This is a genomic window from Shimia aestuarii, assembly GCF_900114635.1.
Lineage (GTDB): Bacteria > Pseudomonadota > Alphaproteobacteria > Rhodobacterales > Rhodobacteraceae > Shimia > Shimia aestuarii.
In genome coordinates, this window is the sequence record NZ_FOTQ01000001.1 from 710,167 (window position 1) to 735,560 (window position 25,394).

Consider the following 25,394-nt stretch of genomic DNA (forward strand, 5'->3'; position numbering starts at 1 on the left):
GACGAAATCTACGAAATTCTGTGAGTCCGCACCGCAACAGCCAAGAGAAATCTAGCCATGACGATGAGCTGCCTAGAGGACTCCGATTTGCCTGCCATACCCGAATCACACGAGACTAGTGGCTCGGAGACGATGACCTTGTCGTTCCCAAAGTGGCATTATCGTCTACTCTTCTAAGAGATTGACCGGCTCTGGACCGGCCACGGATCGCCACAGGCCATCTTCACAAAGCCAGAAGCCAGAGGCTCGAAGGCCTCGTGCCACAGCCAGCGGGCCAACCCTCAAATTGTTGCAGAGGTCCCTGCCTCGAACCACTACGACTGTGCCGCGCTCGATCTCACTGAGACGGTCACAGACATACTCGATCACCGATAGCAGTTGTTTCGACATGTCAGCCATTCTGGTGCAGCCTCTCCTGAATGCGATCTGCGAGGTAGCGGTCCAGCTCGCCGTTGCGTGCCAGCGTTACGCGTTGGTCTGGACGAAGTGAGGCCAGTTCTTCCTGACGCATCGCCTCTCGCTTCCTTTCGTCTGAGAAGGCGAGATTGCGCTGAGCGATTTCGTTTTCATTTACCAGTTTCTGGACGAAGACACCCCACTCGGCATGCGTAGTAGGTATACAACCACTTATTCCCTCCACACTCGCCAAGACCTCAGGGCATGTCGTACTTTCCTGAACGAGAACGTGCGCAACTATCGGCGAAAGACGGTCGCCGTAGAAACGAGCCAGCTCGACGGCTACTTGCGTATGAAAGTCTTCCAGTCTCCGAAGTTGGGGCTTCGTAAGACCAGCCATGATATTCCGGATTGTGTTCTGATCAGACATTGTACCCGCCCTCCACAAACAAGGCCTTGGTCTGTTCAGGTGAAATGCCGAATGTCGCCTTTAGACGTGGCAGAAGAACGCCTATTGTGTAGTGCCGTTCTTGCCCCCCTGCCTTTGCAGCGGAAGCGATAGTGATATAGGGAAGCGGGTAAGGGCGTGACAGGGCGCGATACACACGGCCCTTAGATACGCCCAGCGCCCGCGCGACTTTTGACGCGGTAAGCATAGCGAAACCTTAGAGTTGTTATGTAGGAAAAACGCGCCCCCGGCACGGTGGGCCGACACCCCCGGTGTCGCCCTTTAGTGTGTGAATAATGCCACACAAGATCGCCTGTGTCAATGTAGACGCGCAAACGGTCACGCCATTTGCGTTGCCAGTTCTATCACCCGCGCATGGGGTCGACCTTTTCCAACGACTCCAGCAAATAGGCCATGCCCGCACCGTCGCCGTACCCGCCCTCCACAGAGTCCTCATTGGCTCTTCCGGAAAGATAGCGGCGGTGCGGATCCGACATATTGACGTTGTCGCAGGCATCCTTAAACCGGTGCCGGAACGAATGAAAAACCGCCTTGGTGTCAGTGATCTCCAACTTTTTCCGCAACAGGTGTGAGAATCGTTTGCCGTAGTTTGCTGACACGCGTCCGCGTTCGTCCGGTGTCAGTTCCTCCAGTTTTTTGCTGTTCCTCCCCCATTCATTGAAGGCGAAGGCGTCAGCCGCGCGCGCCTCAACCACGCCGCGCAGCCCCGCCGCAATCAATGCCGGGTGCACTGGCACCCACCGGACGGACGCCGCATTTTTGGTCTTCTGCTCTTCGCCTTCGTCCGTGATCTGCATCGACCAGACGCCTCCGATGTCCTTGAAGTCGCCCCTCATAAGTTGACAGGCTTCCTGCAGCCTAAGACCGTGGTGCGCCGCTATCCACGGCGCCCAGCGGTCGATTGTGGTCACGCCGTATTGATCCGCGTTCGATCCTTTGACGAATTCCAGAATTTTCCTGACCTCTGCTGCTGTAAAGGCGCGGCGGGGCTTTTCTGCGCTGTGCTTGGTCTTCGGTTTGACCAGCTTCATTCCAGCCCATGGATCAGGCTCCACAAATCGCCGCCCAACCGCGTGCGACATGAGGCCTTTCAACATGTCGAAATATTTCTTCTGCGTCGAATAACCGATGGTCTCCGCCCCGGTCTTCTTCGCATCCGCGATAAGCTGCTGAACCGTCATTTCCCGACGCTTGCCGCTCTGCACTTTGGGCAGACCTTTTAGCACGTCCGTGAATTCGCGGAGATGTACGCCGGTCAGGTCCTGCAACGCGATTTCGCCGTGAAACTCCGTGAAGCGGCGCACGTAGGTTCTAGCGTTCTCAGCAGTATGTACATCAACGGACGGTGCCCAATCCTCCACCAGATCACGCAGGCTGAACACGTCGCCGACTAGTTCAACGCCTTCGCCGATTTGACGCAAGACCCGCCCCCGCGCATTTGTCTGTGCCTTTATCTCCGCTGACGCGGCCCTGTGCGCTGCCACTTCGACCTGCAAGGCCTCGGGGTCTACATCATCAAACACCTTGATCGGCTGACCGTTGGGACCTTCTACAATCTCTGCACCACCGGCGAAGGGTTCACCAGCCGCCATGAACGCCAGCGCGTCCTTGCCGTCCTGAAATTGTTTCAGCAGGCCTGACAGCCCGCCTGCGCGGTCCAAAAGTGCCTTCTGGTCCGGCGGCAGATGGCGGGCTAACGCCCGCCATCCTTCCTCTGCCTTTGATTGTTCAAGCTGCGCATCCATGATTGCCCGGATTGCCCGGACTTCCTTCTCAGCGGTTTTCGGGTCGCTGGTTTTCAGACTCTTCTGGTAGACCTCTTTACCATCCCAGTGCTTGCGGATTTCTTCCGGCACGCGAATCTTGGCCTGATATCGCCCCCGTAGCTGGATCGTTCCCTCAATCTTTGGCAGTGCCATGTCGCCACCTCAAAATGGAATCGTCACACATCATTGTGTGACATTTTGTGTGACGTTTTTCAAGCTTAGGGGCCTGTTGTTCTTAATGTTCTTTGTTTTCATGAGAAAAATGATGGTGCGGTCGAGAAGACTCGAACTTCCACTCCGGTTAAGGAACAGCGACCTCAACGCTGCGCGTCTACCAATTCCGCCACGACCGCACATGCCCTGGTGGGTGAGGGGCGTATAGACGAGCCGGATTGGGATGTGAAGAGGCAAATGTGCCCTAATCGAAACTTTTGATGAATGCCTGTCCGGCCCGGTTTTGGAGCCGCACAGGCCGCCCCGAATTCCAGTTCATTCACCAAGCTTGAATGTCGGCAGCGCGGCGGCGGGTTGCGGTTGGGCCAATCCTCCGGGCGCGCGGCTCACCGCGGCACGCAACAGGGCGACGCGCTCGGGCTGTCCGGGGGCAAAGGCCGCCTCGGCCCCGCCCTCAAGCGCCTCGATCGCCATCATGTACCACCCCTGCGCCCGCTCCGGGTCGGCGGCGGCGCCATATCCCTGCGCCACGTGATGCCCGACCAGTTCGCCATAGGGCTTCTGCCCCAGACCAACCATCAGCAGCGCCGACCCAAGCGCCACATCCATCTGGTCGCGACGATAGCCCGAGAACAGGCAGATCTTGGCGGTGTTTGCCAGCTGATCAATCGACATGTTCGAGGTCAGGACAAATTTCTGCACTTCACCGGTCAGCGCCGCCGCATCCGTGGTGCCAAGCTTGGCCACATAGGGGGCCAGCGCCGGGCCAAACGCATCACATTGCTTATCGACCTGTGCCGCGGTCACGCCCTGAAGCGCGCTGGTCATGTTTTCTCCGGTTCCGATCGCGTATGTCCGCGCCAGGCAGAATTGTTCGCTCATGGCCAGCTCGGGATCGTTCATGTTCGACACGGTCATGAAACCGCCGTTCGAACTGGTGAGCAGCGACACCTTGGAACAATGGCTGGCCAAAGACGGCGCCGCCGCCTCTTTCGGGCCGGTGTTGAAAAGCGTGATTCCGTTCAGCCCATTGCCCGCATTCTGATTTGACACCTTGGTCGATGGCGGCGGCGTGTTGATGACCGGGGTCGGTTGTGGCGCCACCACAACCTGCGTCGTGCTCGACTGGCTCACGCGACAGACGCTCTGGTGGCACGAGAACATCGCCGGCGTGGCGTCATTGGTCAGGAAATCATTGCGCTTGTAGCCCTGGGAGGACGACGCGAACACCATGACCGTACAGCTCTGATCGCCGCACCAGAACGAGCTGCCCGTGACCGATGTGTCGAGAATATAGTCCGTCTTGCCATCCCCGTTCAGGTCGACCAGTTGGATGAACCCAGAGCGCTGCATCAGCTGTTCCGCGCTCGGTTCCGAACTTTGGGCCACCTCGTCGATCGCCTGGCTGACCTCGACCGGCATCCCGGCATAGCCCGACGCGTTGGGCGTGCGCACGCCCGTCGCCTCTTCATGCCAGACCGCCAACAGGCTGCGAACTCCGTGTTGGTGCGACTGCATCGCCTTGACAACCTGTGCCCCCCCAACCTGCGCGCGGTTATAGGACGTGACGAGGAAATCGCGTTCATACTGTGTCAGGTTGCCGGTCGCGGGAAACCCGACATAGACCTGGTACTGAGTGATCGCGGCCTTGCTGCGGCGCCCCATCACCCCATCAGGAGACCCGGCATTGAACCCGAAATAGTTCAGCGCGGTCTGGGTTTCGCGGTTATAGGCGCGGGTGGCGGAATAGCGCGCCGCCGCCGCCTGTTTGCGCCGCTTGTCCTTGTGCGCCTCGTTCACGATGACGCCGCCGATAATCCCGCCGACGATTGCGGCACCGACGTCGCTGGCCAGCGCGGGGGCCGCCCCGGACGTGGCAAGAAACACCGCCGCAATCGTTGCCTTGATCGACTTGTTGAACATCCCCTGTCTCCCTATCACTTTGTGAAATTGACCCCCAAAAGGGTTAAGAATGCCTTGAGCCTACCCCAATCCCCGCCCTCCGCGAAGAAAAACCTGCGCGGCTGCGCGCTCTGGACATTCGCCCCGCAGACCTTTTACTCGATACCAACCGCATATCTTCTGGGGCACAGCATGGTTGAATGGATCATCACGGACGGCCTGACCGATTACGACGAGGCCGTCACCTTCATGGAGACCCGCGCCGCCGCCATCGCGGCAGGCGAGGCCGAGGAATGTATCTGGCTGGTCGAGCACCCTCCGCTCTATACCGCCGGAACATCGGCCAAACCCGCCGACCTGACCGATCCGGACCGGTTTCCGGTCTACACCTCCAAGCGCGGCGGCCAATACACCTATCACGGCCCCGGACAGCGCGTCGCCTATGTGATGCTCGATCTCAACAAGCGCGGGCGCGATATCCGCGCCTTTGTCCAGCAGCTCGAGGAGTGGGTGATTGCCACCCTGGCAGAGTTCAACCTGCGCGGCGAAATCCGCGACGGGCGCGTTGGTGTCTGGATCACCCGCGATGACAAACCCCTCACCGTGACCGGCCAGAAACCCGAGGACAAGATTGCCGCGATCGGCATCCGCCTGCGCAAATGGGTGAGCTTCCACGGCATCTCGATCAACGTTGAACCCGACCTCGATCACTTCACCGGCATCGTGCCCTGCGGCATCACCGAACATGGCGTCACCTCGCTGGTCGATCTCGGCCTGCCGGTCACGATGGATGACCTCGATGTCGCCCTGCGCCGCTGTTTCGAAGACATCTTTGGCGACGCGGCTGTGCCCCCCGCGTCCTGACGCCCCCAAAGGTGCCCCCCCGGACACCAGCCTGCAAGCGACCGCATTCAAGAGGGCGCGCGCCCACATTTTCGCGATCGATCGCAAGCGGCTGAAACTCGCCGGTTCTTCCGCCTGCATCGGCATGGTGCAGCCTGATTCTTACGCTTTGGGACCTGTTTCTTTGGTTTGCCCGCCTACCCGATTGAACCCGCTTCTTGCCTCCATATGTCGGTCCCGAGCAAAGGCTCGAAAGACCCGTGAATGGGCCCCTTGAATGGGAAAGGACAAGACAATGAAAACCGCATCCGCACTCACCGCTGTCGCCCTCGTCGGCGCCATGGCCACCCCGGCCCTTGCAACCGACTGGACCGGCTTTTACGGCGGCGCCCAGCTGGGCTTTGGCGAAAGCCAATCCGCTGGCGTCCGCGACGATAACGCCTTCGGCGGCCTTCAGGCCGGGTACAACTACGACTTCGGCGACTGGGTTGCAGGGGGTGAAATCGAATACCGGCGCCCCGACAACCGGCTTGGGTTTGGCACCTTCGATGAATCCGTCGCCCTCAAGGGCCGCCTTGGCTACGATTTCGACGGCACGTTGTTTTACGGAACCGCTGGCGTGACCCGCGGATCGGTAAGCACCGGGGCCGGGTCGATGACAGATGACGGGTTCGTGTACGGGTTCGGCGTCGAACGCATGCTGTCAAACAACTGGAGCGTCGGCCTCGAAGTGCTCAAGGCAGAATACAACAGCTTTGGCACCACCGGTCGTCGGCTCGAAGACACCAGCGCGGCGCTGAAGTTCAATTATCGTTTCTGAACAGTCGCGAATCGCTGATCATGGGCGCCGGGCTTGCGGCGCCCTTTTTTCGTGGTTTTCCCTCACAAAACACAAACAATACTCACGTTTCCGCCGACAAGGCCCCCGCGCGCTTTTGCACGTTGCACTTCGGCGCGGATTGCACAAAGGTGCGCCCCGGACGCGAAGTAACCCAATTGAAGAGGCAAAACATGAAACTCATCATTGCATCAGCCGCCGCAGCTCTGGCCCTCGCCGCCCCCGCATTCGCCGAGGGTGACGCCGCGAAAGGCGAGAATGGCTTCAAGAAATGCAAATCCTGCCACATGATCGAATCGCCGGAAGGTGAAACCATCGTCAAGGGTGGCAAGACCGGCCCCAACCTCTATGGCGTGATCGGCCGCGTTGCCGGTTCGGCAGACTTCAAATACGGCTCGGGCCTCGCCGAGGCCGCAGAAGCGGGCTTTGTCTGGACCGAGGAATCCGTTGCCGCCTATGCCGCCGATCCCAAGGCGTGGCTGGCCGACAACGGCTTTGACGCCAAGTCGAAGATGTCCTTCAAGCTGAAGAAGGGCGGCGAAGACGTTGCTGCCTATCTGGCATCGGTCGCACCGGCTGCAGAATAAATCTTTCGCATCCCTGCGAAAACCGCCCCCGTGCCCGCGTGGCGCGGGGGTTTTTTTCTGTGCTTGGCGTCGCGAAACGGCGTGTTACCCGTCGCCCTTCATCACCGCTGCAATCTCCGCGCCCGGCATTGCGCGCTCGGAATAGCCGAACGTCCCCGCACCCAGCACTTCCTCCGCCGCATCCCGCACAGCGCCAAACGCGGCGCGGGCAAAACTGCCGCCGACGCTGATCCGCCGCACCCCCACCGCCGCCAACTCGGCAACGCTATAGAACGGCGGCCGCAGCCCCATCACCACGTTCACCGGCTTGTCGACCGCGCGCACCACCGTGGCAATCGCCTGCAAATCCGGCAACCCCGGCGCATAGAGCACATCCGCCCCGGCCTCGCCAAACGCCTGCAGCCGTCGAATCGTGTCATCCAGATCGGGATGCCCCCACAGGTAATTCTCGGCCCTTGCGGTGATCATCAGGTGTCGGCCCTTCGCGCCGTCCACCGCCGCACGTACCCGCGCGACTGCTTCCTCGAAGTCATAGATCGGGCGCGCCGCATCCCCGCTGGCATCTTCCACCGATGCCCCGACCAGCCCGGCCTCCGCCGCCAGCCGCATGGTCTCTTCCACCGCCTCGGGCGTGGCACCATAGCCGTTTTCAAGGTCAGCCGACACCGGCACCTCGACCGCCCCGGCGATTCGGCGCGCGTTCTCCAGCACCTCGTCCCGGCTCAGCGCCCCCTGCCCGTCGCATCGCCCCAAGCCAAAGGCCAGCCCCGCGCTGGTGGTCGCCAGCGCCGCGAATCCCATCGACGCCAGCAACCGCGCCGTGCCCGCATCCCACGGATTGGGCATCACGAACGCACCCGCGCCCGCGTGCAATGCCTTGAAACGTTCATGCTTTTCCGCCCGGTCCATCCGCCACCCTCCTGCGATTTGCGCCCGATCACCCTCGCACATTCACGAACATAAGGCGAACATTATCCAAAACACGTCAAATTCCGACGCCAAATCCCCCGAAACCCCTGCATTTCCCGCCGCGCCGCGCGTTTCGGGTGCGACACTTTTTTTTGATCTGGGTCAAATACGGAGATTGCGACCTTGGCCCGACACATCTAAAAACGACGATGAACCAGGCGCCGGGGAACCCCCGCAGCGCCTTTTAATGCACCAACAGGAGGCAAGGCATGGCAGACGCAGCCATTCACGGCCACGACCATCATGACGAGCGCGGTTTCTTCACCCGCTGGTTCATGTCGACCAACCACAAAGACATTGGTCTTCTCTATCTGATCGTTTCGGCCATTGTCGGCCTGATCGCAGTTTTCTTCACCGTTCTGATGCGCCTCGAGCTGATGGAACCCGGTGTTCAGTACATGTGCCTCGAAGGCGCCCGTTTCCTGGGCGGCGGTGACGGCCCCTGTACCCCGAACGGCCACCTCTGGAACGTGCTGATCACCTATCACGGCGTCCTGATGATGTTCTTCGTGGTGATTCCGGCCCTGTTCGGGGGTTTCGGCAACTATTTTATGCCGCTGCAGATCGGTGCTCCCGATATGGCATTCCCGCGCATGAACAACCTCAGCTTCTGGCTTTATGTCGCCGGGACCTCGCTGGGTGTTGCGTCGCTGTTCAGCCCGGGTGGCAACGACCAGCTCGGTTCGGGCGTGGGCTGGGTGCTTTACCCGCCGCTGTCGACGCTCGAAGGCGGCATGTCCATGGACCTCGCCATCTTCGCCGTGCACGTTTCCGGTGCCTCGTCGATCCTCGGTGCGATCAACATGATCACCACCTTCCTGAACATGCGCGCGCCGGGCATGACCCTGTTCAAGGTTCCGCTGTTCTCGTGGTCGATCTTCGTCACCGCATGGCTCATCCTGCTGGCCCTGCCGGTTCTGGCTGGCGCCATCACCATGTTGCTGACCGACCGTAACTTCGGCACGACCTTCTTCGACCCGGCCGGTGGCGGTGACCCGATCCTCTACCAGCACATCCTGTGGTTCTTCGGTCACCCCGAAGTGTACATCGTGATCCTGCCCGGCTTCGGCCTTGTCAGCCACGTGTTCGCCACCTTCGCCCGCAAGCCGGTCTTCGGTTACCTGCCGATGGTCTGGGCGATCATCGCGATCGGTGCCCTCGGCTTCGTCGTGTGGGCGCACCACATGTACACCGTCGGCATGTCCCTGACCCAGCAGTCCTACTTCATGCTGGCCACCATGGTCATCGCGGTACCGACAGGCGTGAAAATCTTCAGCTGGATCGCAACCCTCTGGGGCGGCTCGATCGAGTTCAAGACGCCGATGCTCTTTGCCTTCGGCTTCCTGATCCTGTTCACCATCGGTGGTGTGACCGGCATCGTTCTGTCGCAGGCTGGTGTGGACCGTGCCTATCACGACACCTACTATGTCGTGGCGCACTTCCACTACACCATGTCGATGGGGGCCGCCTTTACCATCTTTGCCGGTGTCTACTTCTACATGGGCAAGATGACCGGGCGTCAGTACCCCGAGTTGGCGGGCAAGATTCACTTCTGGATGTTCTTCATCGGTGTGAACCTGACCTTCTTCCCGCAGCACTTCCTGGGCCGTCAGGGCATGCCGCGCCGCTACATCGACTACCCAGAGGCATTCGCCTACTGGAACAAGATCTCGACCTACGGTGCCCTGCTCTCGTTCGCGTCGTTCCTCCTGTTCTTCGGCATTGTGTTCTACACACTGTTCCGTGGCGCCCGCGTCACCGAGAACAACTACTGGAACGAATACGCGGATACGCTGGAATGGACCCTGCCGTGCCCGCCGCCGGAGCACACCTTTGAAATCCTGCCCAAGCAGGAAGACTGGGACAAAGGCCACGCGCACTGACGCAGCGTCACGACCAAGATACCAAAAGGGCCCCGCACGGGGCCCTTTTTTTGTGCCCGCGTCCGGGGCAGGCTTCTCCCGATCAAGGAGGAAAGCGACACATGGATGCCAATGACATGACCCGCTTCGGGTTTGACCTGACCGAGACCCAACTCGAAATCCGGGACATGATGCTGCGCTTTGCGACCGAGCGCCTCGCCCCCGGCGCCGCCGACCGCGACCGGACCGAGATCTTCCCCCATGCATTGATCAACGAACTGGCCGCCATGGGCACCATGGCCATGAAATCCGCGCCCGAGGATGACGGGCCGGGGCTCGACAACACCGGCTATGCGCTCGCCATCGAGGCCCTGTCGCGCTTTGATGCCTCCATCGCCGTCGTCGCCGTCGCCTCCAACCTTGCCGCCGCGATCCTGTCGAAAGGCGCCACCGCCGAGCAGCGCGCCCGCTACCTCGCCCCCGTGGCACGCGGCGAACGTGGCGCGCTTTCCTTTGCCCTGACCGAACCGGGCGCCGGGTCCGATACGGCGGCCATCCGCACCCGCGCCACGCGCGACGGTGACGGCTGGGTGCTCAATGGCGAAAAGCAATGGATCACCGGCGCGGCGGGGGCACAGCTTTTCACCGTCTTCGCCAAGACACCAACTGAAACCAACCCCAACGCGGCCTCCTGTTTCGTGGTGCCCGCAGACACGCCCGGCTTCCGCCTTGGCCGGATCGAAGACAAAATGGGCCTGCGCTCTTCCGGCACCGCGCAACTCTTCTTCGAAGACTGCCAGCTTCCCGCCGACGCGCTGATCGGCGCGCCGGGGGACGGGTTCCGCCTTGCCCTTTCGGGCATCTCCGCCAGCCGCGTGGCGATCGCCGCGCAATCCATCGGCATCGCCGAACGCGCCTATGCGCTTGGCCTCGACTACGCCACCCAACGACAAGCCTTCGGGCGCCCCGTGGCCGGATTCCAGAACAGCCGGTTCGCCATTGCTGACGCCCGCACCGCGCTCGACCAATGCTGGCTCCTGATGCTGCGCGCAGCCCGGTTGCTCGACCGGGGCATCCCCATCCGCGCCGAGGCGTCCATGGCCAAGCTCGCCGCCTCCGAAACCTGTGGCCGGGTGGTCGACCAGATGCTCCAGCTGCATGGCGGCAACGGCTATTCCCGCGACTACGAGATCGAACGCCTTTATCGCGATGCCCGCGTCATGCGCATTTTCGAAGGCACCAGCGAGGTTCAGCGCGAAGTCATCGCCCGCGACATCCTTGGCTCTTGATCCTGCGCCCCCCTGTCGCTCTACTGTTGCTCACGCGACAGGAAAACAGATGCCCCACCGCTGGACAGAAGACGATCCAGGCACCAAGACCGTGCTCACCCTCTGGCCGCACCGCTCGCTGCCACGCCGGGGGTTTGCGGCGATGATCCTGATGGCCTTCACGCTGGGCACCATCCCTCTCTACGGGCTTCTGGGCACCGTGTTCCTCTGGGGCATCCTGCCCTTTATCCTGATCATGGTCGCCGGACTCTGGTGGGGGCTGGAGCGGTCCTACCGCGACGGCGATATCCTCGAAGAACTCTCCCTTGATGGCCCCACGCTTACCCTGCGGCACCGCCCTGCACGCGGCCCCGCCAAGATTTGGGAGTGCAACGTCTACTGGGCGCGGAGCGAGATGCATGTCCATGGCGGCCCGGTACCCCACTACGTCACCCTGACAGGCAATGGCCGCACCGTCGAAATCGGCAGCTTCCTGTCCGAGGACGAGCGCAAGGCGCTCTACACCGAACTTGACGATTTCCTGAAAACCCAGCCGCAGCACCGCGCCTGAGGTATCCAGCCGGGCAACAGGGCGTGCGCCGCATTAACCCGCCCCGCGGCGGTGTCTCATACCGACGCAATACCGACGTGATACCGACGTATTACCGAAACGGATCTTCCTGCGGTTTCAGCGTATTAACCCCGATTCGCCCCGAAACGCGCCATGAAGGTCTCGACCGCGCCATCGACCACCCGGTCAATCTCGTCGCCACTGAACACCGTCTGCACCCCCGTCACCAGCCGCAGGAACACCCCGGCCTTGCACAGCTCCGGAAACTGGTCCGCGGCAAGCTCCACATCCGCAATCTCCAGCTCACCCCGCGCGATCCCCAGTTCGAGAAACTCGATCATCCCGGCCCGCATCACCATAGGTCCGCTTTCATAAAACTGTCGCGCCAGCTCGGGAAACCGCTCCCCCTCACCGATGCAGACCCGGAACATGTTGCGCCCGAAATCGGACAGGATGATGCCAATGAACGCTCTCCCGACCGCACCCAGCACCTCGGGCACGGGGCGCTCGATGTCGATCTCCGCCTCCATCCGCTCCGCCTGTCGCTCGCATTCCAGGCGCGCCACCTCCATGAAAAGGTGCCTCTTGTCAGGGAAATAGGCATAAAGCGTCGCCTTGGACACACCCGCCTTGCGCGCGATCTCGTCCACGCCGATACCTTCGAACCCATGCTGCATGAACAACGTCCGCGCGCTTTCGACAACCTGGTCGAACTTGCGCCCCTTGCGAATGACTTGTACGGCCTCGTTCATCGGCGTCCTTTCCTGCGAGACCCCGAATATAAACTGATCAGTTCAGTTTCGGCAAGTTCTGACCCCGGTTGTCATTCCCGCGCACCCGTCCTAGCCTGCGCGGGATACATATGGTGAATCGCATGCGTTTCTTGACCCAACGAAAACACTTCAAGGATCTGAACGAACAGGAAATCATCGCGCTCGCGATTTCCTCCGAAGAGGATGACGCCCGCATCTACCGCAGCTATGCCGAAATGCTGCGCGCCGAATTCCCCGGCACCGCAGCCAAGTTCGAAGGCATGGCCGCCGAGGAAGACCAGCACCGCAAACGCCTGATCGACCTGCACGTCCGCCGCTTCGGCGACACCATCCCCCTGATCCGCCGCGAACATGTCGCGGGCTACTACGCCCGCCGCCCGGTCTGGTTGGTCTCCAACCTCGGCATCGACCGCATCCGTACCGAGGCCGAAGCCATGGAGCGCGATGCCGAACGCTTTTATCTCGCCGCCGCAAAACGCACGACCGACGCCGATACCCGCAAACTGCTGGGCGATCTCGCCGCCGCCGAGGCAGGCCACCAGGAAACCGCACAACGTCTGGAACAGGAAAACCTCGACGACGAAACCCTCTCGGACGAAAACGCCACCGCCCGCCGCCAGTTCATCCTGACATGGGTGCAACCCGGCCTTGCGGGCCTCATGGATGGGTCGGTCTCCACCCTCGCCCCGATCTTCGCCACCGCCTTTGCGACGCAAGACACTTGGACCACCTTCCTCGTCGGCCTCGCCGCTTCGGTTGGCGCCGGTATTTCCATGGGCTTTACCGAGGCCGCCTCGGATGATGGAGAGCTTTCCGGACGCGGCTCGCCGGTCAAACGCGGCTTTGCCTCGGGCATCATGACCACTGTCGGCGGGCTGGGCCATGCCTTGCCCTACCTGATCCCGGACTTCTGGACCGCGACCGTGATTGCCCTGATCGTGGTTTTCATCGAATTGTGGGCCATCGCCTGGATCCAGAACAAGTTCATGGAAACCCCGTTTCTGCGCGCCACATTCCAGGTGGTGCTCGGCGGCGCGCTCGTCTTTGCCGCAGGCGCGCTGATCGGCAGCGGCTAGCGCCCTTCTGCTTTCTTTTTCCTGAAATACCCCGGGGGTGTATTGTGCCTTCAGGCTCAAGAGGGGGCTGGCCCCCTCAGCCCCACCCCAAACCGGTCAAATCTATTGACCAAATCCGCAAAGCTGTTAACACGTCAACATGCTCGCGATCTTCCTGAAAACCCTGCCCTTCTTTGCGATCATCGGCCTTGGCTACTGGGCCGGGCGCACACGGTTTTTCAGCGCCGAAGCCACCGCCTATCTGACCAAGTTCGTCTTCTACTTCGCGCTCTCCGCCATGCTCTTCCGCTTTGCCGCCAACCTCAGCCTTGCCGAAGTGCTGAACTGGACCCTCGTGGGCGCCTATCTCTGGGGCACGGCCGTTGTCTATGGCATCGCCACCGCCGTGGCCTTCATTCGTCGCCTGGACGTGCCCACCGCCGCGATGGAGGCGCAATGCGCCGTGATCGGCAATGTCGGCTTCCTTGGCGTGCCCATGCTGGTGCTGCTGCTGGGGGATCAGGCCATCGGCCCGGTCATGCTGGTGCTTGCCGTCGATCTCATCGTGTTTTCAAGCCTGATCGTCATCCTGATCACCGGCGCACGCGACGGGCGCATGAGCCTTGGCATCCTGCGCACTGTGGGACTTGGCCTGATCAGGAACCCGATGATCGTCGCCATCTCCAGCGGTCTGATCTGGTCCGCGCTGGCACTCCCAATTCCCGACCCGATGAACGAGTTCCTTGCCATTCTGGGTGGCGCGGCCACACCCGGCGCGCTGTTTGCCATCGGAGCCTCGCTTGCGACAAAATCCGCAGAACGCGTGCATGTGGCGCTTTGGCTCAGCGCCTGCAAGCTGGTGCTGCATCCGATCTTCGTGGCCATTGGCGTGCTGGTCCTCTTCCCCATCGACAGCTATTCCGCCGGTGTGGTCATCTCCGCCGCGGCCCTTCCCGTGGCGGGCAATGTCTACATTCTCGCCCAGCATTACGGTGTCGCGCCACACCGCGCATCCGCCGCCATCCTGTTCTCCACCCTGCTCAGCATCGGCACGGTTTCGGTTGTCATTGCATGGGTCTCCCAACTCTGACATCGTGACCACAACATCGCGAAACGACAGGGAGAAATTGATGGAAACCGTATCCGAAAACCGTGCCTTCGGCGGCGTTCAGGGCGTCTACAAACACCACTCCCACAGCTGCCATTGCGACATGACCTTTGGCCTGTTCCTGCCCGAAGAGGCGCGCGATGGTCCGGTGCCCCTGCTCTGGTACCTCTCGGGTCTAACCTGCACCCACGAGAACGCCATGGTCAAAGCCGGGGCCCAGCAATGGGCCGCCGAACAGGGCATCGCGATTGTCTTTCCCGACACCTCGCCGCGCGGCGAAGGGGTCGCTGACGACGAGGCCTATGACCTGGGACAGGGTGCCGGTTTCTATGTCAACGCCACCCAGAAACCCTGGGCACCGCATTTCAACATGTGGGACTACATTGCCGAAGACCTGCCTTCGTTCCTGCAGGAAGAGTTCCCGATCGACATGAGCCGCCAATCCATCTGCGGGCATTCCATGGGCGGGCACGGCGCGCTGACGCTGGCCATGGCGCTTCCCGGTCGGTTTCGCTCTGTCTCGGCCTTTGCCCCGATCGCCAACCCCACCGCCGCAGAATGGGGTCGGAAACAACTGCGCGCCTATCTTGGTGACGACGAAGCGGCCTGGGCCGCCCATGACAGTTCGGTGCTGATGCGGGACAAGGGCTTTGACGGCCCCCTGCTGATCGACGTCGGCTCTGACGACCAGTTCATCGACCTGTTGCGTCCCGAAGCCCTTGCCGGCGCCATCACCGAGCGCCGCCAGCCGGCGACATTCCGTCTGCAAAAGGGTTATGACCACAGCTACTTCTTTGTCTCGACTTTCATGGAAGACCATGTCGCCTTCCATGCCGAGGCGCTCTACGCCGACTGAGATCAGCCTCGACTGGGCGACATACCCCCCTTGATCACGCTCGGGTTCGGGCGCAAGATAAACGAACGGACAGGAGGACTTACCATGGCAACATATCGCTGTAGCGCCTGCGGAATGGGCGTAAACGCCACATGCGCGGACTGCAATGAACCGCTGGTCAACGCCACGCTCACCAAGGACGACGGCACAACCGTGCAGATCTCGAAATGTCCCAAGTGCGAGGGCAAGATCAAATCGCCCATGTGCTGCGGACAGGACATGACCTGCGAAGTCTGAGCAAACGCCCGCAAGGGCTGCCGCACCCGCATCCTTCAGGACCCCATCGCGATGACAGCCCTTTACGTTGATGCCGACGCCTGCCCGGTCCGGGCCGAAGCCGAACGCGTGGCCACCCGCCACAAGGTCACGATGTACGTGGTCTCTAATGGCGGCTTGCGTCCCTCGCAGAACCCGCTGGTCGAGACCGTGGTCGTGCCCGACGGGCCGGACGTGGCCGACATGTGGATTGCGGACCGCGCCGGTCCCGGCGACATCGTGATTACCGCCGATATCCCTCTGGCCGCGCGCTGTGTCGAAAACGGCGCGCGGGTGCTCAAACCCAATGGCGAGACGCTGACCGCAGCCAATGTCGGCAACGCGCTGGCCATGCGCGACCTGATGAGCGACCTGCGCTCTGCCGACCCGTTCCGACAGGGCGGCGGCAAACCCTTTTCCAAAGCCGACCGCTCGCGCTTTCTCGACGCGCTCGAACGCGAAATGCGCGCGGCCAACCGCTGAGAACTCGGCGCGCCAACCATAGCCAGCCCTTTCACAGGACGTTTATTTGGCCGTTTCGTCCATTTGGGCGTACCCTCTTGCGGAACCGCATCTCGGAAAGGACATGCCATGCGCGTCTTCGCCTCTCTTCTTGTTGCTGCCCTCGCAGCGGCCACCCCACTCACCGCGCAGATGGTGGCCGACGTCAAGTTCCAGCCCGGCAATTACGGCACAATGGTCTCCGGCACGATCACGGGCGACGAGTATTTCGACTACCGGCTGGGCGCCAATGCCGGACAACAGATGTTCGTCGAACTGGCCGTGGCCGGCACCAACGGGACCGGCACGGTCTACTTCAACATCCTGCCGCCCGGCAGCACCGGCGAAGCCATCTACAACAGCTCGATCAACGGCAACACGACCACGATCGACCTGCCGTCCAAGGGGGATTACACGATCCGCGTCTACCTGATGGGCAATGACCGGGATACGGGCAAAACCGTGGGCTACAACGTCGACCTCTCGATCCAATAACACGCATCTCCCCGCCCCCTTGGGCCACGGGGAGGGCGGATGGGCGTGGACCAACGGGGCGGCCGCGAAATTTGTCTGTCTGTCGCATTTTCGCTAGACCATCCCGAAAGCGACAGGCCAACTGCCCCAATGACCAACCGTTTTCCCATGGGGCCGCTCTCGGCCCTGATTGCCACGTTCTTTTTCTCGATCAACGACGTCACCATCAAGTTTCTTTCCGGTGACTACGCCCTGCACGAGATTGTCCTGTTTCGCTCGGCCATCGGGCTGACGCTGCTCCTGCTGATCATCGTGCCGCTGGATGGTGGCTTCCATGTTCTGCGGACCCGGCGCCTCGGCATGCACATGCTGCGCGGGGTCTGCGTGGTCTTTGCCAACACCACCTTCTTTCTCGGCCTTGCCGTATTGCCGCTGGCCGATGCCGTCGCGGTGTTCTTTGTCTCACCGCTGATCATCACCCTGTTCTCGGCCATCTTCCTCAAGGAGAAAATCGGTCCCCGCCGCATCGCCGCCGTGGCTGCGGGCATGATCGGCGTGCTGATCATGATCCGCCCCGGCGGAGACAGCTTCAACCTCGCCATGCTGCTCCCGGTCGTGGCCGCCTTTGCCTATGCCGCGCTGCATGTCATGACCCGCAAGATCGGCGTCACCGAAAGCGCGGCCACCATGTCGGTCTATATCCAGCTTGTCTTCATCATTGTGAGCGGCACGGTGGGACTGACCGTCGGCCATGGCCAGTTCGATAGCGGCTCCGGCGGCATGTTCGATTTTCTGCTGCGCGGCTGGTTCTGGCCCAACACCGCCGACCTTCCCTTGCTGGCCCTGCTCGGCCTTGCCAGCGCCTGTGGCGGCTATTTCATCTCCCAAGCCTACCGCATCTCCGAAGCCAGCCTGATCGCGCCCCTCGAATATGCTGCCATGCCAATGGCCGTGGCTTTCGGCGTCGTGGTCTTTGACGAATGGCCACAGCCCAGCACTTGGGCGGGCATGGTGCTCATCATCGGGGCGGGGCTGTTCGTCTTCTGGCGCGAAAGCCGCACCGGGCAAATCGAAGAGGTCGAAAGTCCCCGCACGCGCCGCTGATCCGGCTTCACGGGTTTTCTCCGCGCGCGATCCCCACTAGGGTCCGCAGCAAAAGCATATCTCCCGAAAGGTATTCCGCATGTCCCGCATCGACGCCGTGATCTTTGATATCGGCAATGTCCTGATCGAATGGCAGCCCGAAAACTTCTATGATCGCGTGATCGGCCCCGAGCGCCGCCGCGCCTTTTTTGACGCCACCGACATGCACACCCATCACCTTGAAATCGACCGGGGCGCCTCGCTCCCCGGCATGATCGGCGACCTGATCCCGCGCTATCCCGAATGGGAGCGCGAATTGCGCATGTGGAACGACAACTGGAACGATCTGGCTCAGCCCGCCATTCCCCATTCCGTCCGCCTGCTGGAGGCACTCAAGCGCAACGGCGTGACCGTTTTCACCCTGACCAATTTCGGCCATGACAACTTTCCGATCTCGCAACAGGCCTTTCCCTTTCTCACCCTGTTTGATCGCGAATATGTCTCGGGCCGCCTCAAACTGATCAAGCCGGACCCGGAAATCTATGAACATGTCGAACAGGATTGCGGCATCGCCCCGGATCGGCTCCTGTTCACAGACGACCGCGACGACAATATCGCCTCTGCCGCCGCGCGTGGCTGGCAGGTACACCATTTCACCGGGCCGCAGGGCTGGGCCGACCGGCTGGTCGCCGAAGGCCTGCTGAGCGAGGAGGACGCCAAATGACCACGATCATCGAATTTGCCGAAGGCGAGAAAAACCTCGACTGGATCGGACTGACCGACGCGCTCGCCGCCGGGCATCACCTGCCCAAGGCCGAGATTTCCGACAGCTTCCTCTATCGCGGCAAGGACACGCTTTTGCAGCGACAGGCATGGATCGACGGGCTGGGCATCGGTGTGAAATCCGCCACCGTCTTTCCCGGAAATCCTGCACAGGACGTGCCGATGATCCACGGCGCAGTGACCCTGTTCGACGACGCACATGGGCGGCTCGAAGCCTTGCTGGATTTCCACCTTGTGACCAAGTGGAAAACCGCTGGCGACAGCCTTCTGGCCGCCCGTCGCCTCGCCCGCCCGGACAGCCGCAAGATCCTCATCGTCGGCGCGGGCACCGTCGGGCGCAACCTGCACGCCGCCTATTCCGCCGCCTTCCCCGAAGCGCGCTTCACCGTCTGGAACCGCACGCCGGAAAACGCCGCGAAAATGGCCGATGAAATCGACGGTCTCGCGGTGGCAACCGATCTTGAAACCGCCGTGGGCGAGGCCGACATCATCACCAGCGCCACCATGTCCACCGAACCAACCCTGCGCGGCGACTGGCTGCAACCGGGCCAGCATGTCGACCTGATCGGCGCCTACCGCCCCGACATGCGCGAGGCCGACGATACTGCCCTGCAACGCGCCCGCGTCTTTGTCGACAGCTTTGACACCACGCTCGACCATATCGGAGAGCTGAAAATCCCGCTCGCCTCCGGTGCCATCACCCGCGATCATGTGCTGGCCGACTACTATGACCTCGGCGCTTTCCAAAGACAGTCCGACGACGAAATCACCCTGTTCAAAAACGGTGGCGGCGCGCATCTTGACCTGATGACTTCCCGCTACATTCTCGACCGGTTCAAGACATCCTGAAATGACGATCCCCTGAATGCCCCGCACGCACCCTTAACCAGAGGGGTTGGGGGCATTCATACCGACGCAATACCGACGTTATACCGACGTGATACCGAAGCGGGTTTTTCCCGTTAACCCAGCCCCTTAGCCCCGATTCGCCGTCGGATCATGCCGCAACGGCCAACGCGCGCTTTTCCCGGATCGGCAGATGCACGATCGCGCTGAACGCGCCGACACCCACCCCGATCCACCAGACCAGCGTGTAATCGCCATAAGCGTCGTACATCCGTCCGCCCAGCCAGACGCCCATGAAGCTTCCCAGCTGGTGGCTGAAGAACACGATCCCGTAAAGCGTTCCCATGTAACGCAGCCCATAAAGATGCGCGACCAGACCCGAGGTAAGCGGCACCGTCGCCAGCCACAGCGACCCCATGGCGATCGAGAAGATCACGACGCTGGTCGGGGTGATCGGCAACAGGATGAATACCGCTGCTGCCACGGTGCGCCCAGTGTAAATCCATGCCAGCAAATACTTTTTCTGGAACCGCTTGCCCAGCCACCCGGCCGTCAGCGTGCCGACGATATTGGCCAGACCAATCAGTGAAATCGCCACCGCCCCGAGCGCCGAGGTGGTACTCACCCCGATACTGGCCAGCGTCCCTGAGGGATCAATTGCCCCGCACATCTCGGTGATCATCGCGGGAAAATGCGCGGTGATGAAGCCCAGCTGATAGCCGCAGCTGAAGAACCCAAGAAAAATCAACGTGTAAGACGGGTCGCGAAAGGCTCGACGCAGGATCGCGCCCATGCTTTCTTCCAGCTCGACCTTGCTCACCGCCGGGGCGCGCATCATCGGCAGAAGCAACAGCATCGCAAGGATCGCCGCCGCGAAGACAAGGAACGTGCTCTGCCACGTCAGGAACCCCAGCATCCACTCCGCCAAGGGCGCGCCAAACACCTGCCCCCCCGACCCCGCCGCCGTCACGATGGCCAGCGACATGGAACGGTTCTCATCGCTGCTGGCCCGGCCAACCACTGCCAGAATGACCCCGAACCCGGTGCCAGCAATGCCGAATCCTACAAGGATTTCATAGAGTTGATGCGCCTCAGGGCTGACTGCGAAACTCGACAGAACCAGCCCTGCCGCATAGGTCACTGCCCCCAGAATGATGGCCTTGCGATCCCCGATCTTCTCGGCAATGGCGCCAAAGATCGGCTGCCCGATCCCCCAGGCGAGGTTCTGAATGGCAATCGCCAATGAAAACTCGCTGCGCAGCCACCCGAATTCTTCGGCGATCGGGATCTGGAACACCCCGAAACTCGCCCGCACGGCAAAGGACACAAGGATAATGATGCAGCCGACGATCAACACCGGTGTAAAAATCGAATGCCGTTGCTCCATGGCGGGTCTCCTGTGCGCGCCGCACACCTTCGCGCGCAGGCCCGCCATGGTCAATTCAGCATTTGTTCCCCCCCTTATCACGATCCGTCATGCCCGCCTGCGCGCTTGGTGCACCTTCCCTCTGACGCGCGCATTGGCTAAGGGAAGATCATGACCACGCTGCCCGAGATATACGCCGCCAAGATCGCGGCCGGAGAGCTTCACGCCGACGACGCGCAAGAGGCCGTCTTGCCCCAGTTCGAACGCATCCGCGCCGAACTTGCCAAACCGGTGAAAAAGGGATGGTTCCGCAAGGCCACCCCCGATCCTGTCGAGGGCCTGTACCTCTGGGGTGGCGTCGGACGCGGCAAGTCCATGCTGATGGATCTTTTTGTCGACTCTCTGGATGTCCCGGTGCGTCGCGTGCATTTCCACGCCTTCATGCAGGAAATCCACGAGGCCATGCACAAGGCCCGAAAGTCCGGTGTCGAGGACGCCATCCAACCTGTCGCCAAGGCGGTCGCCGAAAGCGTCCGCGTCCTCGCCTTTGACGAAATGCAGATCACCGACATCACCGACGCGATGATCGTCGGACGCCTGTTCGAACAGCTTTTTGAGGCCGGAACCGTCGTCGTCACCACCTCGAACCGCGTACCGGACGATCTCTACAAGGACGGCCTCAACCGTCAGCTTTTCCTGCCCTTTATCGGCCTGATCAAGGAGCGCCTGCGTGTCTGGGAGCTCGTCAGTCCAGTCGACTACCGCCAGAACCGCCTATCCGGCAATCAGGTCTATTTCGTGCAGGCCGGCACCGAGGCCCGCGCCCAGATCCGCGCCATCTGGCAGGACCTTTCCGGGGGCACGGCAGACCCGCTTGTACTCACGATCAAGGGACGGAAGGTCGAACTGCCTGCGTTCCGCAACGGGGTGGCGCGGGCGACCTTCTTCGACCTCTGCTCCAAGATGCTCGGACCGGGCGATTACCTCGCCATTGCCGATGCCGTCAAGGTTTTGATCCTGGAGGATATTCCGCGTCTTTCGCGCCACAATTTCAACGAAGCCAAACGCTTTGTCACCCTGATTGACGCTCTTTATGAGGCCAAGGTGCGCCTGATCTGCTCCGCCGCAGCGGAACCCGAAATGCTCTATGTCGAGGGCGAAGGCACGTTCGAATTCGAACGCACTGCCAGCCGCCTGCGCGAGATGCAGGATGCGGAATGGGGTCAGTCGGACTGACCCCACACCAAACGATCAGAACGGCAGTCCGACGTAGTTTTCCGCCAAGGAACTCATGGCCGCTTCAGACGAGAACAGGTATTCCATCTCGATCTGCTGCAGGCGCTGATCGTAGTCGATATTGTCCGGGAACGTGTGCAGCATGGATGTCATCCACCAGCTGAACCGCTGCGCCTTCCAAACCCGTGCCAGCGCCTTCTGCGAATATTCCTCCAGCCCGGTATCATCCCCCTCAAGGTAATGCCCCAGCATGGCATGGTAGAGGTAATAGATATCCGACGCCGCCGAGTTGAGCCCCCGCGCTCCGGTCGGCGGCACGATATGCGCCGCATCCCCGGCAAGAAACAGGTTGCCGTAGCGCATCGGCTCGGCCACAAAGCTGCGCAGAGGCGCGATGGATTTCTCGATAGACTCGCCGGTTTCCAGTTTGTCGGAAACCTGGTCCGGCAACCGCCGTTTCAACTCCGCCCAGAAGGCGTCATCCGACCAGTCCTCAACCGTGTCGGTCAGCGGCACCTGAATGTAATAGCGACTAAGAACCTGGCTGCGCAGCGAACATAACGCAAAGCCGCGGTCATTCTTGGCGTAGATCAGCTCCGGCGACACCGGCTTGGTGCGGCTCAAAACGCCCAACCAGCCAAAGGGATAGACCTTTTCGTACTCCTTCAGCACATCTGACGGGATCGACTTGCGGCTGACCCCGTGGAACCCGTCCGCGCCGATTACAAAATCGCAATCAATGCGCACGATATTGTCACCATCACGATAGGTCACATGCGGTTTCTCCGCCTTCAGATCATGCAACTTCACGTCTTCGACATTGTGGATGACCTTGCCGTTCATCTTGTCGCGCGCCTCATAGAGATCGCGGGTCAGCTCGGTCTGACCATAGACAACCACGGAATTTCCGCCCGAATACTTGTGCAGGTCCACCCGGTTCAACGTGCCTTCGTTGGCGATATAGAACCCTTCGTGAATCTCACCTTCCTTGTCCATGCGCTCGCCGCACTGGGCTTCGCGCATCAATTCCGCGAACCCGTGCTCCAGCACGCCGGCCCGAATGCGCCCCAGAACATATTCCCGGCTCTGGCGTTCAAGCACGATCGTATCAATGCCTTTCAAGTGCAGAAGCTGCGACAACATCAGCCCCGATGGGCCGCCACCGATAATGCAAACTTGGGTTTTCATTTCCTGTCCTCCTCTTGGGGTATGGTGACACAATACGGCGCGCGGCGTTAAATTGAATGGACCAGACGGCCAACAACTTGTACATTTCGAACATGAATCAGCCCACCGCCGCCACGATCCTCAACTACAACCTGTTCGGAGAATCCGGCGATCTTCCCGACGTGGTGCATTGCGAAACCATCGAAGCGCGCTCACGACTGCACGATTGGGAATTCGCCCCCCACCGCCATGCGCGCCTACATCAGGTCCTGCTGCTGCAAGAGGGGGCCGGAACGGTCACGCTGGAGGGTCGGACACACCGGATCAATCCGCCCTCATTTGTCAATATTCCAATGGGAATTGTGCATGGGTTCAGCTTCGAACCGGGCGCACGGGGGCAGGTCATCACCATGGCGGTCGAAATGCTTGATGAGAGCCTGCGCCCTTCCGAGGGTCTGAACCGCATTTTGGCGCGCCCGGCCGTACACCCCGCGCCCAAACCCGTCATGGCCACGCTTCTTGAAATCGCGCGGGCCTTTGGCGGGCGCGACTTTGCCCGCGCCCATATCCTTCGCGCGCACTGTGCGCTTTTGCTTGGACAGATCGCACAAACCCTTGCCCAGAACGAAACGACGCCGGAAACCAGCGATCAACCGGGCCTGCTCTCCCGGTTCGAAGCCTTGCTCGAAACCCATTTCCAGGACCACTGGACAGTGGCCGACTATGCTGATGCCCTCGCGGTCAGCCCCACGCATCTCAGCCGCATCACCCGCACCGCCACCGGGCGGCCCGCTTCACGCCTCATCGAAGAACGCATCATCCGCGAAGCCCGGCGCAACCTCGTCTACACGAACCTGCCAGTCTCAACCATCGCCTACACGCTTGGTTTCGAGGATCCTGCCTATTTCAGCCGAGTATTCTCGCGCGCCACGGGCCTGTCCCCGCGCGCTTTTCGGTCGCGGGCCGCTTCCGGCCCGCAAGACTGATTTACGCCGCGCATTCCAGCAACAATGTACCCGCCGCCGTGTTCGAGATCGGAATGTGATAGTTCCGCGTGATCTCGGTCACGTCATCCCCAAGCGCCCCGCGCATCATCATCCACATCAGGAATTCGGTGCCCTGCGCGCCCGCCTTTTCGACCAGTTCCATGCGGGAAATCTTGGTCAGCTCTTCTGGGTTCGACACGATGTTCTCAAGGCAATATTGATCGAATTCCTTGTTGATGAACCCGGCCCGCTCGCCGTCCAACTGGTGGCTCAGCCCGCCCGTGCCCAAGATCACGATCTTCGCATCCTCGGGGAAAGACCGCAGCGCCTTGCCCAGCGCCTTGCCGAAATCCAGCGCCCGTTTCAACGTCGGGATCGGGTGCTGCACCGTGTTGGCGCTGATCGGCACCGCGCGTGGCATGTCCGGGTTGTTCGGCGCCCCCGGCCAGAACAGCTGCATCGGCACCACGAACCCATGGTCCACCGCCAGTTCCTGACACGAAGTAATGTCGAACTCGTCCGCCACCATGCTCTCGATGATATGCCAGCTCAGCTCCGGCGCGCCGGGGAACGGATCAAGGCTCGGCAGCCCCCACCCCTCGTCCTCGTTGCGATATTCCTGCGCCGCGCCAATGGCAAAGGTCGGCATCTGGTCGAGAAAGAACCCAAGCCCGTGGTCGTTGTAGATATTCACCACATAATCCGGCTTATGCTCCTTGATCCAGGCATGCACCTTTGGATAGCCGTCAAAGAACGGTTTCCAATAGGGATCGTCATAAAGCTCCTTCTGGATCGCGTTGCCCACCGCCGGAATATGCGAGGTGGTGATCCCGCCAAGTACTTTCGCCATGATCTTTCCTCCTCAGGCCTGGCTTTTCAGGAATTCCTGGAATTCCTCGGTGGTGCGTCCGGTCTGCAACCCGCCCACGTCCTGCACACTCAGCTGGAAGATGCCGGCCAGCTTTGCGAGGTAATAGATGTTCCCCCCCGCTGCGATCATGCCCAGGATATCGCTGTTGCGAATGGCCTGTTTCTGTTCGTCGTTCAGACCGTATTTCTCCATCCAGCCTTCCGGATCGGCCTTGAAGGCCTCGCGGTTCTCGGCCTTGTTAAAGCCATAGCACATCTTGTTGAGCGCATAGCCTTTCATCGCCATCTTGCCGTCAAAGACCGTCGTACCTGGAATGTCGATATGATAGTCATGCGTATCGTGCGCCATCA

26 protein-coding genes and 1 tRNA gene are annotated in these 25,394 nt (G+C 61.3%); 17 read left to right on the plus strand and 10 right to left on the minus strand.

The genetic code is table 11. The annotated features are described in order from the left end of the window. Window positions 1–391: 391 nt before the first annotated feature. The 4 genes from BMZ35_RS03615 to BMZ35_RS03630 form a co-directional block, all read right to left on the minus strand. The gene (locus BMZ35_RS03615; RefSeq protein WP_093090953.1) at window positions 392–826 is read right to left on the minus strand and encodes a hypothetical protein; all 435 of its coding nucleotides are present in this window, start codon (window positions 824–826) and stop codon (window positions 392–394) included. Between the two features lie 383 nt (window positions 827–1,209). Further along, a complete protein-coding gene (locus tag BMZ35_RS03620; protein WP_093090955.1) occupies window positions 1,210–2,784 on the minus strand; it encodes a site-specific integrase in 1,575 nt (524 codons plus the stop codon). 113 nt (window positions 2,785–2,897) lie between these two features. Next, window positions 2,898–2,984, minus strand: a tRNA-Leu gene (locus tag BMZ35_RS03625). A 136-nt stretch (window positions 2,985–3,120) separates the two neighbouring features. Beyond that, entirely contained in the window at window positions 3,121–4,728 is a 1,608-nt protein-coding gene (locus tag BMZ35_RS03630) for a peptidoglycan-binding domain-containing protein (protein ID WP_093090957.1), read from the minus strand. A 171-nt stretch (window positions 4,729–4,899) separates the two neighbouring features. On the opposite strand from BMZ35_RS03630, the gene lipB reads away from it, so the two are divergent. The 3 genes from lipB to BMZ35_RS03645 all read left to right on the plus strand — a co-directional run bounded on the left by lipB (window position 4,900) and on the right by BMZ35_RS03645 (window position 6,975). After that, window positions 4,900–5,571, plus strand: coding sequence for a lipoyl(octanoyl) transferase LipB (gene lipB, locus BMZ35_RS03635; RefSeq protein ID WP_093090959.1), 672 nt, complete (start codon window positions 4,900–4,902; stop codon window positions 5,569–5,571). Between the two features lie 274 nt (window positions 5,572–5,845). Beyond that, a complete protein-coding gene (locus tag BMZ35_RS03640; RefSeq protein ID WP_165609996.1) occupies window positions 5,846–6,370 on the plus strand; it encodes an outer membrane protein in 525 nt (174 codons plus the stop codon). Between the two features lie 191 nt (window positions 6,371–6,561). Further along, a complete protein-coding gene (locus tag BMZ35_RS03645; protein ID WP_093092536.1) occupies window positions 6,562–6,975 on the plus strand; it encodes a c-type cytochrome in 414 nt (137 codons plus the stop codon). Between the two features lie 84 nt (window positions 6,976–7,059). Here BMZ35_RS03645 and BMZ35_RS03650 read toward each other — a convergent pair whose 3' ends face one another. After that, window positions 7,060–7,884: an isocitrate lyase/PEP mutase family protein gene (locus BMZ35_RS03650; RefSeq protein ID WP_093090963.1), complete on the minus strand. Its 825-nt coding sequence runs from the start codon at window positions 7,882–7,884 to the stop codon at window positions 7,060–7,062. Window positions 7,885–8,153: 269 nt separating this feature from the next. On the opposite strand from BMZ35_RS03650, the gene BMZ35_RS03655 reads away from it, so the two are divergent. The 3 genes from BMZ35_RS03655 (at window position 8,154) to BMZ35_RS03665 (ending at window position 11,645) form a co-directional block, all read left to right on the plus strand. Beyond that, a complete protein-coding gene (locus BMZ35_RS03655; RefSeq protein WP_093090965.1) occupies window positions 8,154–9,827 on the plus strand; it encodes a cytochrome c oxidase subunit I in 1,674 nt (557 codons plus the stop codon). 101 nt (window positions 9,828–9,928) lie between these two features. Beyond that, complete coding sequence (locus BMZ35_RS03660; protein ID WP_093090967.1) at window positions 9,929–11,095, plus strand: acyl-CoA dehydrogenase family protein; 1,167 nt, start codon at window positions 9,929–9,931, stop codon at window positions 11,093–11,095. 49 nt (window positions 11,096–11,144) lie between these two features. Beyond that, window positions 11,145–11,645 (plus strand): DUF2244 domain-containing protein, encoded by a 501-nt coding sequence (locus BMZ35_RS03665; RefSeq protein WP_093090969.1) that lies wholly within the window; start codon window positions 11,145–11,147, stop codon window positions 11,643–11,645. A gap of 125 nt (window positions 11,646–11,770) precedes the next feature. On the opposite strand, the gene BMZ35_RS03670 is transcribed toward BMZ35_RS03665, so the two are convergent. Further along, window positions 11,771–12,397, minus strand: coding sequence for a TetR/AcrR family transcriptional regulator (locus tag BMZ35_RS03670; RefSeq protein ID WP_093090971.1), 627 nt, complete (start codon window positions 12,395–12,397; stop codon window positions 11,771–11,773). Between the two features lie 122 nt (window positions 12,398–12,519). Here BMZ35_RS03670 and mbfA point away from each other — a divergent pair, with 122 nt between their 5' ends. The 9 genes from mbfA (at window position 12,520) to BMZ35_RS03715 (ending at window position 19,421) form a co-directional block, all read left to right on the plus strand. After that, on the plus strand, window positions 12,520–13,494 hold the full coding sequence (mbfA, locus tag BMZ35_RS03675) for an iron exporter MbfA (protein WP_093092538.1): 975 nt from the start codon (window positions 12,520–12,522) through the stop codon (window positions 13,492–13,494). Between the two features lie 139 nt (window positions 13,495–13,633). Continuing rightward, window positions 13,634–14,563 (plus strand): AEC family transporter, encoded by a 930-nt coding sequence (locus tag BMZ35_RS03680; protein ID WP_093090973.1) that lies wholly within the window; start codon window positions 13,634–13,636, stop codon window positions 14,561–14,563. 40 nt (window positions 14,564–14,603) lie between these two features. Beyond that, window positions 14,604–15,437, plus strand: a complete 834-nt coding sequence (fghA, locus tag BMZ35_RS03685) for an S-formylglutathione hydrolase (RefSeq protein WP_093090975.1) — start codon at window positions 14,604–14,606, stop codon at window positions 15,435–15,437. 84 nt (window positions 15,438–15,521) lie between these two features. Beyond that, the gene (locus tag BMZ35_RS03690; RefSeq protein WP_093090977.1) at window positions 15,522–15,713 is read left to right on the plus strand and encodes a hypothetical protein; all 192 of its coding nucleotides are present in this window, start codon (window positions 15,522–15,524) and stop codon (window positions 15,711–15,713) included. Window positions 15,714–15,764: 51 nt separating this feature from the next. Continuing rightward, window positions 15,765–16,214 (plus strand): YaiI/YqxD family protein, encoded by a 450-nt coding sequence (locus BMZ35_RS03695; RefSeq protein WP_093090979.1) that lies wholly within the window; start codon window positions 15,765–15,767, stop codon window positions 16,212–16,214. A gap of 108 nt (window positions 16,215–16,322) precedes the next feature. After that, complete coding sequence (locus tag BMZ35_RS03700) at window positions 16,323–16,727, plus strand: hypothetical protein (protein WP_093090981.1); 405 nt, start codon at window positions 16,323–16,325, stop codon at window positions 16,725–16,727. A 129-nt stretch (window positions 16,728–16,856) separates the two neighbouring features. Continuing rightward, window positions 16,857–17,810, plus strand: a complete 954-nt coding sequence (locus BMZ35_RS03705) for a DMT family transporter (RefSeq protein ID WP_093090983.1) — start codon at window positions 16,857–16,859, stop codon at window positions 17,808–17,810. A 79-nt stretch (window positions 17,811–17,889) separates the two neighbouring features. Beyond that, window positions 17,890–18,513, plus strand: a complete 624-nt coding sequence (locus BMZ35_RS03710; RefSeq protein ID WP_093090985.1) for an HAD family hydrolase — start codon at window positions 17,890–17,892, stop codon at window positions 18,511–18,513. Beyond that, window positions 18,510–19,421, plus strand: coding sequence for an ornithine cyclodeaminase family protein (locus BMZ35_RS03715; RefSeq protein ID WP_093090987.1), 912 nt, complete (start codon window positions 18,510–18,512; stop codon window positions 19,419–19,421). Before BMZ35_RS03710 ends, BMZ35_RS03715 begins: the two co-directional genes overlap by 4 nt. Window positions 19,422–19,569: 148 nt before the next feature. On the opposite strand, the gene BMZ35_RS03720 is transcribed toward BMZ35_RS03715, so the two are convergent. Next, window positions 19,570–20,805 (minus strand): MFS transporter, encoded by a 1,236-nt coding sequence (locus BMZ35_RS03720; protein ID WP_093090989.1) that lies wholly within the window; start codon window positions 20,803–20,805, stop codon window positions 19,570–19,572. A 150-nt stretch (window positions 20,806–20,955) separates the two neighbouring features. On the opposite strand from BMZ35_RS03720, the gene zapE reads away from it, so the two are divergent. Next, a complete protein-coding gene (gene zapE, locus BMZ35_RS03725; protein WP_093090991.1) occupies window positions 20,956–22,020 on the plus strand; it encodes a cell division protein ZapE in 1,065 nt (354 codons plus the stop codon). Window positions 22,021–22,035: 15 nt separating this feature from the next. Here zapE and pobA read toward each other — a convergent pair whose 3' ends face one another. Continuing rightward, window positions 22,036–23,208: a 4-hydroxybenzoate 3-monooxygenase gene (gene pobA / locus BMZ35_RS03730; protein ID WP_093090993.1), complete on the minus strand. Its 1,173-nt coding sequence runs from the start codon at window positions 23,206–23,208 to the stop codon at window positions 22,036–22,038. A 92-nt stretch (window positions 23,209–23,300) separates the two neighbouring features. Between pobA and BMZ35_RS03735 the strand changes: the two genes are divergently transcribed. After that, window positions 23,301–24,173, plus strand: a complete 873-nt coding sequence (locus BMZ35_RS03735) for a helix-turn-helix domain-containing protein (protein WP_242654684.1) — start codon at window positions 23,301–23,303, stop codon at window positions 24,171–24,173. 1 nt (window position 24,174) lies between these two features. On the opposite strand, the gene BMZ35_RS03740 is transcribed toward BMZ35_RS03735, so the two are convergent. Both BMZ35_RS03740 and BMZ35_RS03745 read right to left on the minus strand, forming a co-directional pair. Continuing rightward, on the minus strand, window positions 24,175–25,023 hold the full coding sequence (locus BMZ35_RS03740; protein WP_093090996.1) for a class III extradiol dioxygenase family protein: 849 nt from the start codon (window positions 25,021–25,023) through the stop codon (window positions 24,175–24,177). A gap of 12 nt (window positions 25,024–25,035) precedes the next feature. Next, on the minus strand, window positions 25,036–25,392 hold the full coding sequence (locus BMZ35_RS03745) for a protocatechuate 4,5-dioxygenase subunit alpha (protein ID WP_093092540.1): 357 nt from the start codon (window positions 25,390–25,392) through the stop codon (window positions 25,036–25,038). Window positions 25,393–25,394 lie beyond the last annotated feature (2 nt).

Excerpts from the sequence above, each read along its gene's own strand:
- BMZ35_RS03615 (WP_093090953.1), bottom strand. The coding sequence starts at position 826 with ATGTCTGATCAGAACACAATCCGGAATATCATGGCTGGTCTTACGAAG.
- BMZ35_RS03620 (WP_093090955.1), bottom strand. The coding sequence starts at position 2,784 with ATGGCACTGCCAAAGATTGAGGGAACGATCCAGCTACGGGGGCGATAT.
- BMZ35_RS03630 (WP_093090957.1), bottom strand. The coding sequence starts at position 4,728 with ATGTTCAACAAGTCGATCAAGGCAACGATTGCGGCGGTGTTTCTTGCC.
- lipB (WP_093090959.1), top strand. The coding sequence starts at position 4,900 with ATGGTTGAATGGATCATCACGGACGGCCTGACCGATTACGACGAGGCC.
- BMZ35_RS03640 (WP_165609996.1), top strand. The coding sequence starts at position 5,846 with ATGAAAACCGCATCCGCACTCACCGCTGTCGCCCTCGTCGGCGCCATG.
- BMZ35_RS03645 (WP_093092536.1), top strand. The coding sequence starts at position 6,562 with ATGAAACTCATCATTGCATCAGCCGCCGCAGCTCTGGCCCTCGCCGCC.
- BMZ35_RS03650 (WP_093090963.1), bottom strand. The coding sequence starts at position 7,884 with ATGGACCGGGCGGAAAAGCATGAACGTTTCAAGGCATTGCACGCGGGC.
- BMZ35_RS03655 (WP_093090965.1), top strand. The coding sequence starts at position 8,154 with ATGGCAGACGCAGCCATTCACGGCCACGACCATCATGACGAGCGCGGT.
- BMZ35_RS03660 (WP_093090967.1), top strand. The coding sequence starts at position 9,929 with ATGGATGCCAATGACATGACCCGCTTCGGGTTTGACCTGACCGAGACC.
- BMZ35_RS03665 (WP_093090969.1), top strand. The coding sequence starts at position 11,145 with ATGCCCCACCGCTGGACAGAAGACGATCCAGGCACCAAGACCGTGCTC.
- BMZ35_RS03670 (WP_093090971.1), bottom strand. The coding sequence starts at position 12,397 with ATGAACGAGGCCGTACAAGTCATTCGCAAGGGGCGCAAGTTCGACCAG.
- mbfA (WP_093092538.1), top strand. The coding sequence starts at position 12,520 with ATGCGTTTCTTGACCCAACGAAAACACTTCAAGGATCTGAACGAACAG.
- BMZ35_RS03680 (WP_093090973.1), top strand. The coding sequence starts at position 13,634 with ATGCTCGCGATCTTCCTGAAAACCCTGCCCTTCTTTGCGATCATCGGC.
- fghA (WP_093090975.1), top strand. The coding sequence starts at position 14,604 with ATGGAAACCGTATCCGAAAACCGTGCCTTCGGCGGCGTTCAGGGCGTC.
- BMZ35_RS03690 (WP_093090977.1), top strand. The coding sequence starts at position 15,522 with ATGGCAACATATCGCTGTAGCGCCTGCGGAATGGGCGTAAACGCCACA.
- BMZ35_RS03695 (WP_093090979.1), top strand. The coding sequence starts at position 15,765 with ATGACAGCCCTTTACGTTGATGCCGACGCCTGCCCGGTCCGGGCCGAA.
- BMZ35_RS03700 (WP_093090981.1), top strand. The coding sequence starts at position 16,323 with ATGCGCGTCTTCGCCTCTCTTCTTGTTGCTGCCCTCGCAGCGGCCACC.
- BMZ35_RS03705 (WP_093090983.1), top strand. The coding sequence starts at position 16,857 with ATGACCAACCGTTTTCCCATGGGGCCGCTCTCGGCCCTGATTGCCACG.
- BMZ35_RS03710 (WP_093090985.1), top strand. The coding sequence starts at position 17,890 with ATGTCCCGCATCGACGCCGTGATCTTTGATATCGGCAATGTCCTGATC.
- BMZ35_RS03715 (WP_093090987.1), top strand. The coding sequence starts at position 18,510 with ATGACCACGATCATCGAATTTGCCGAAGGCGAGAAAAACCTCGACTGG.
- BMZ35_RS03720 (WP_093090989.1), bottom strand. The coding sequence starts at position 20,805 with ATGGAGCAACGGCATTCGATTTTTACACCGGTGTTGATCGTCGGCTGC.
- zapE (WP_093090991.1), top strand. The coding sequence starts at position 20,956 with ATGACCACGCTGCCCGAGATATACGCCGCCAAGATCGCGGCCGGAGAG.
- pobA (WP_093090993.1), bottom strand. The coding sequence starts at position 23,208 with ATGAAAACCCAAGTTTGCATTATCGGTGGCGGCCCATCGGGGCTGATG.
- BMZ35_RS03735 (WP_242654684.1), top strand. The coding sequence starts at position 23,301 with ATGAATCAGCCCACCGCCGCCACGATCCTCAACTACAACCTGTTCGGA.
- BMZ35_RS03740 (WP_093090996.1), bottom strand. The coding sequence starts at position 25,023 with ATGGCGAAAGTACTTGGCGGGATCACCACCTCGCATATTCCGGCGGTG.
- BMZ35_RS03745 (WP_093092540.1), bottom strand. The coding sequence starts at position 25,392 with ATGGCGCACGATACGCATGACTATCATATCGACATTCCAGGTACGACG.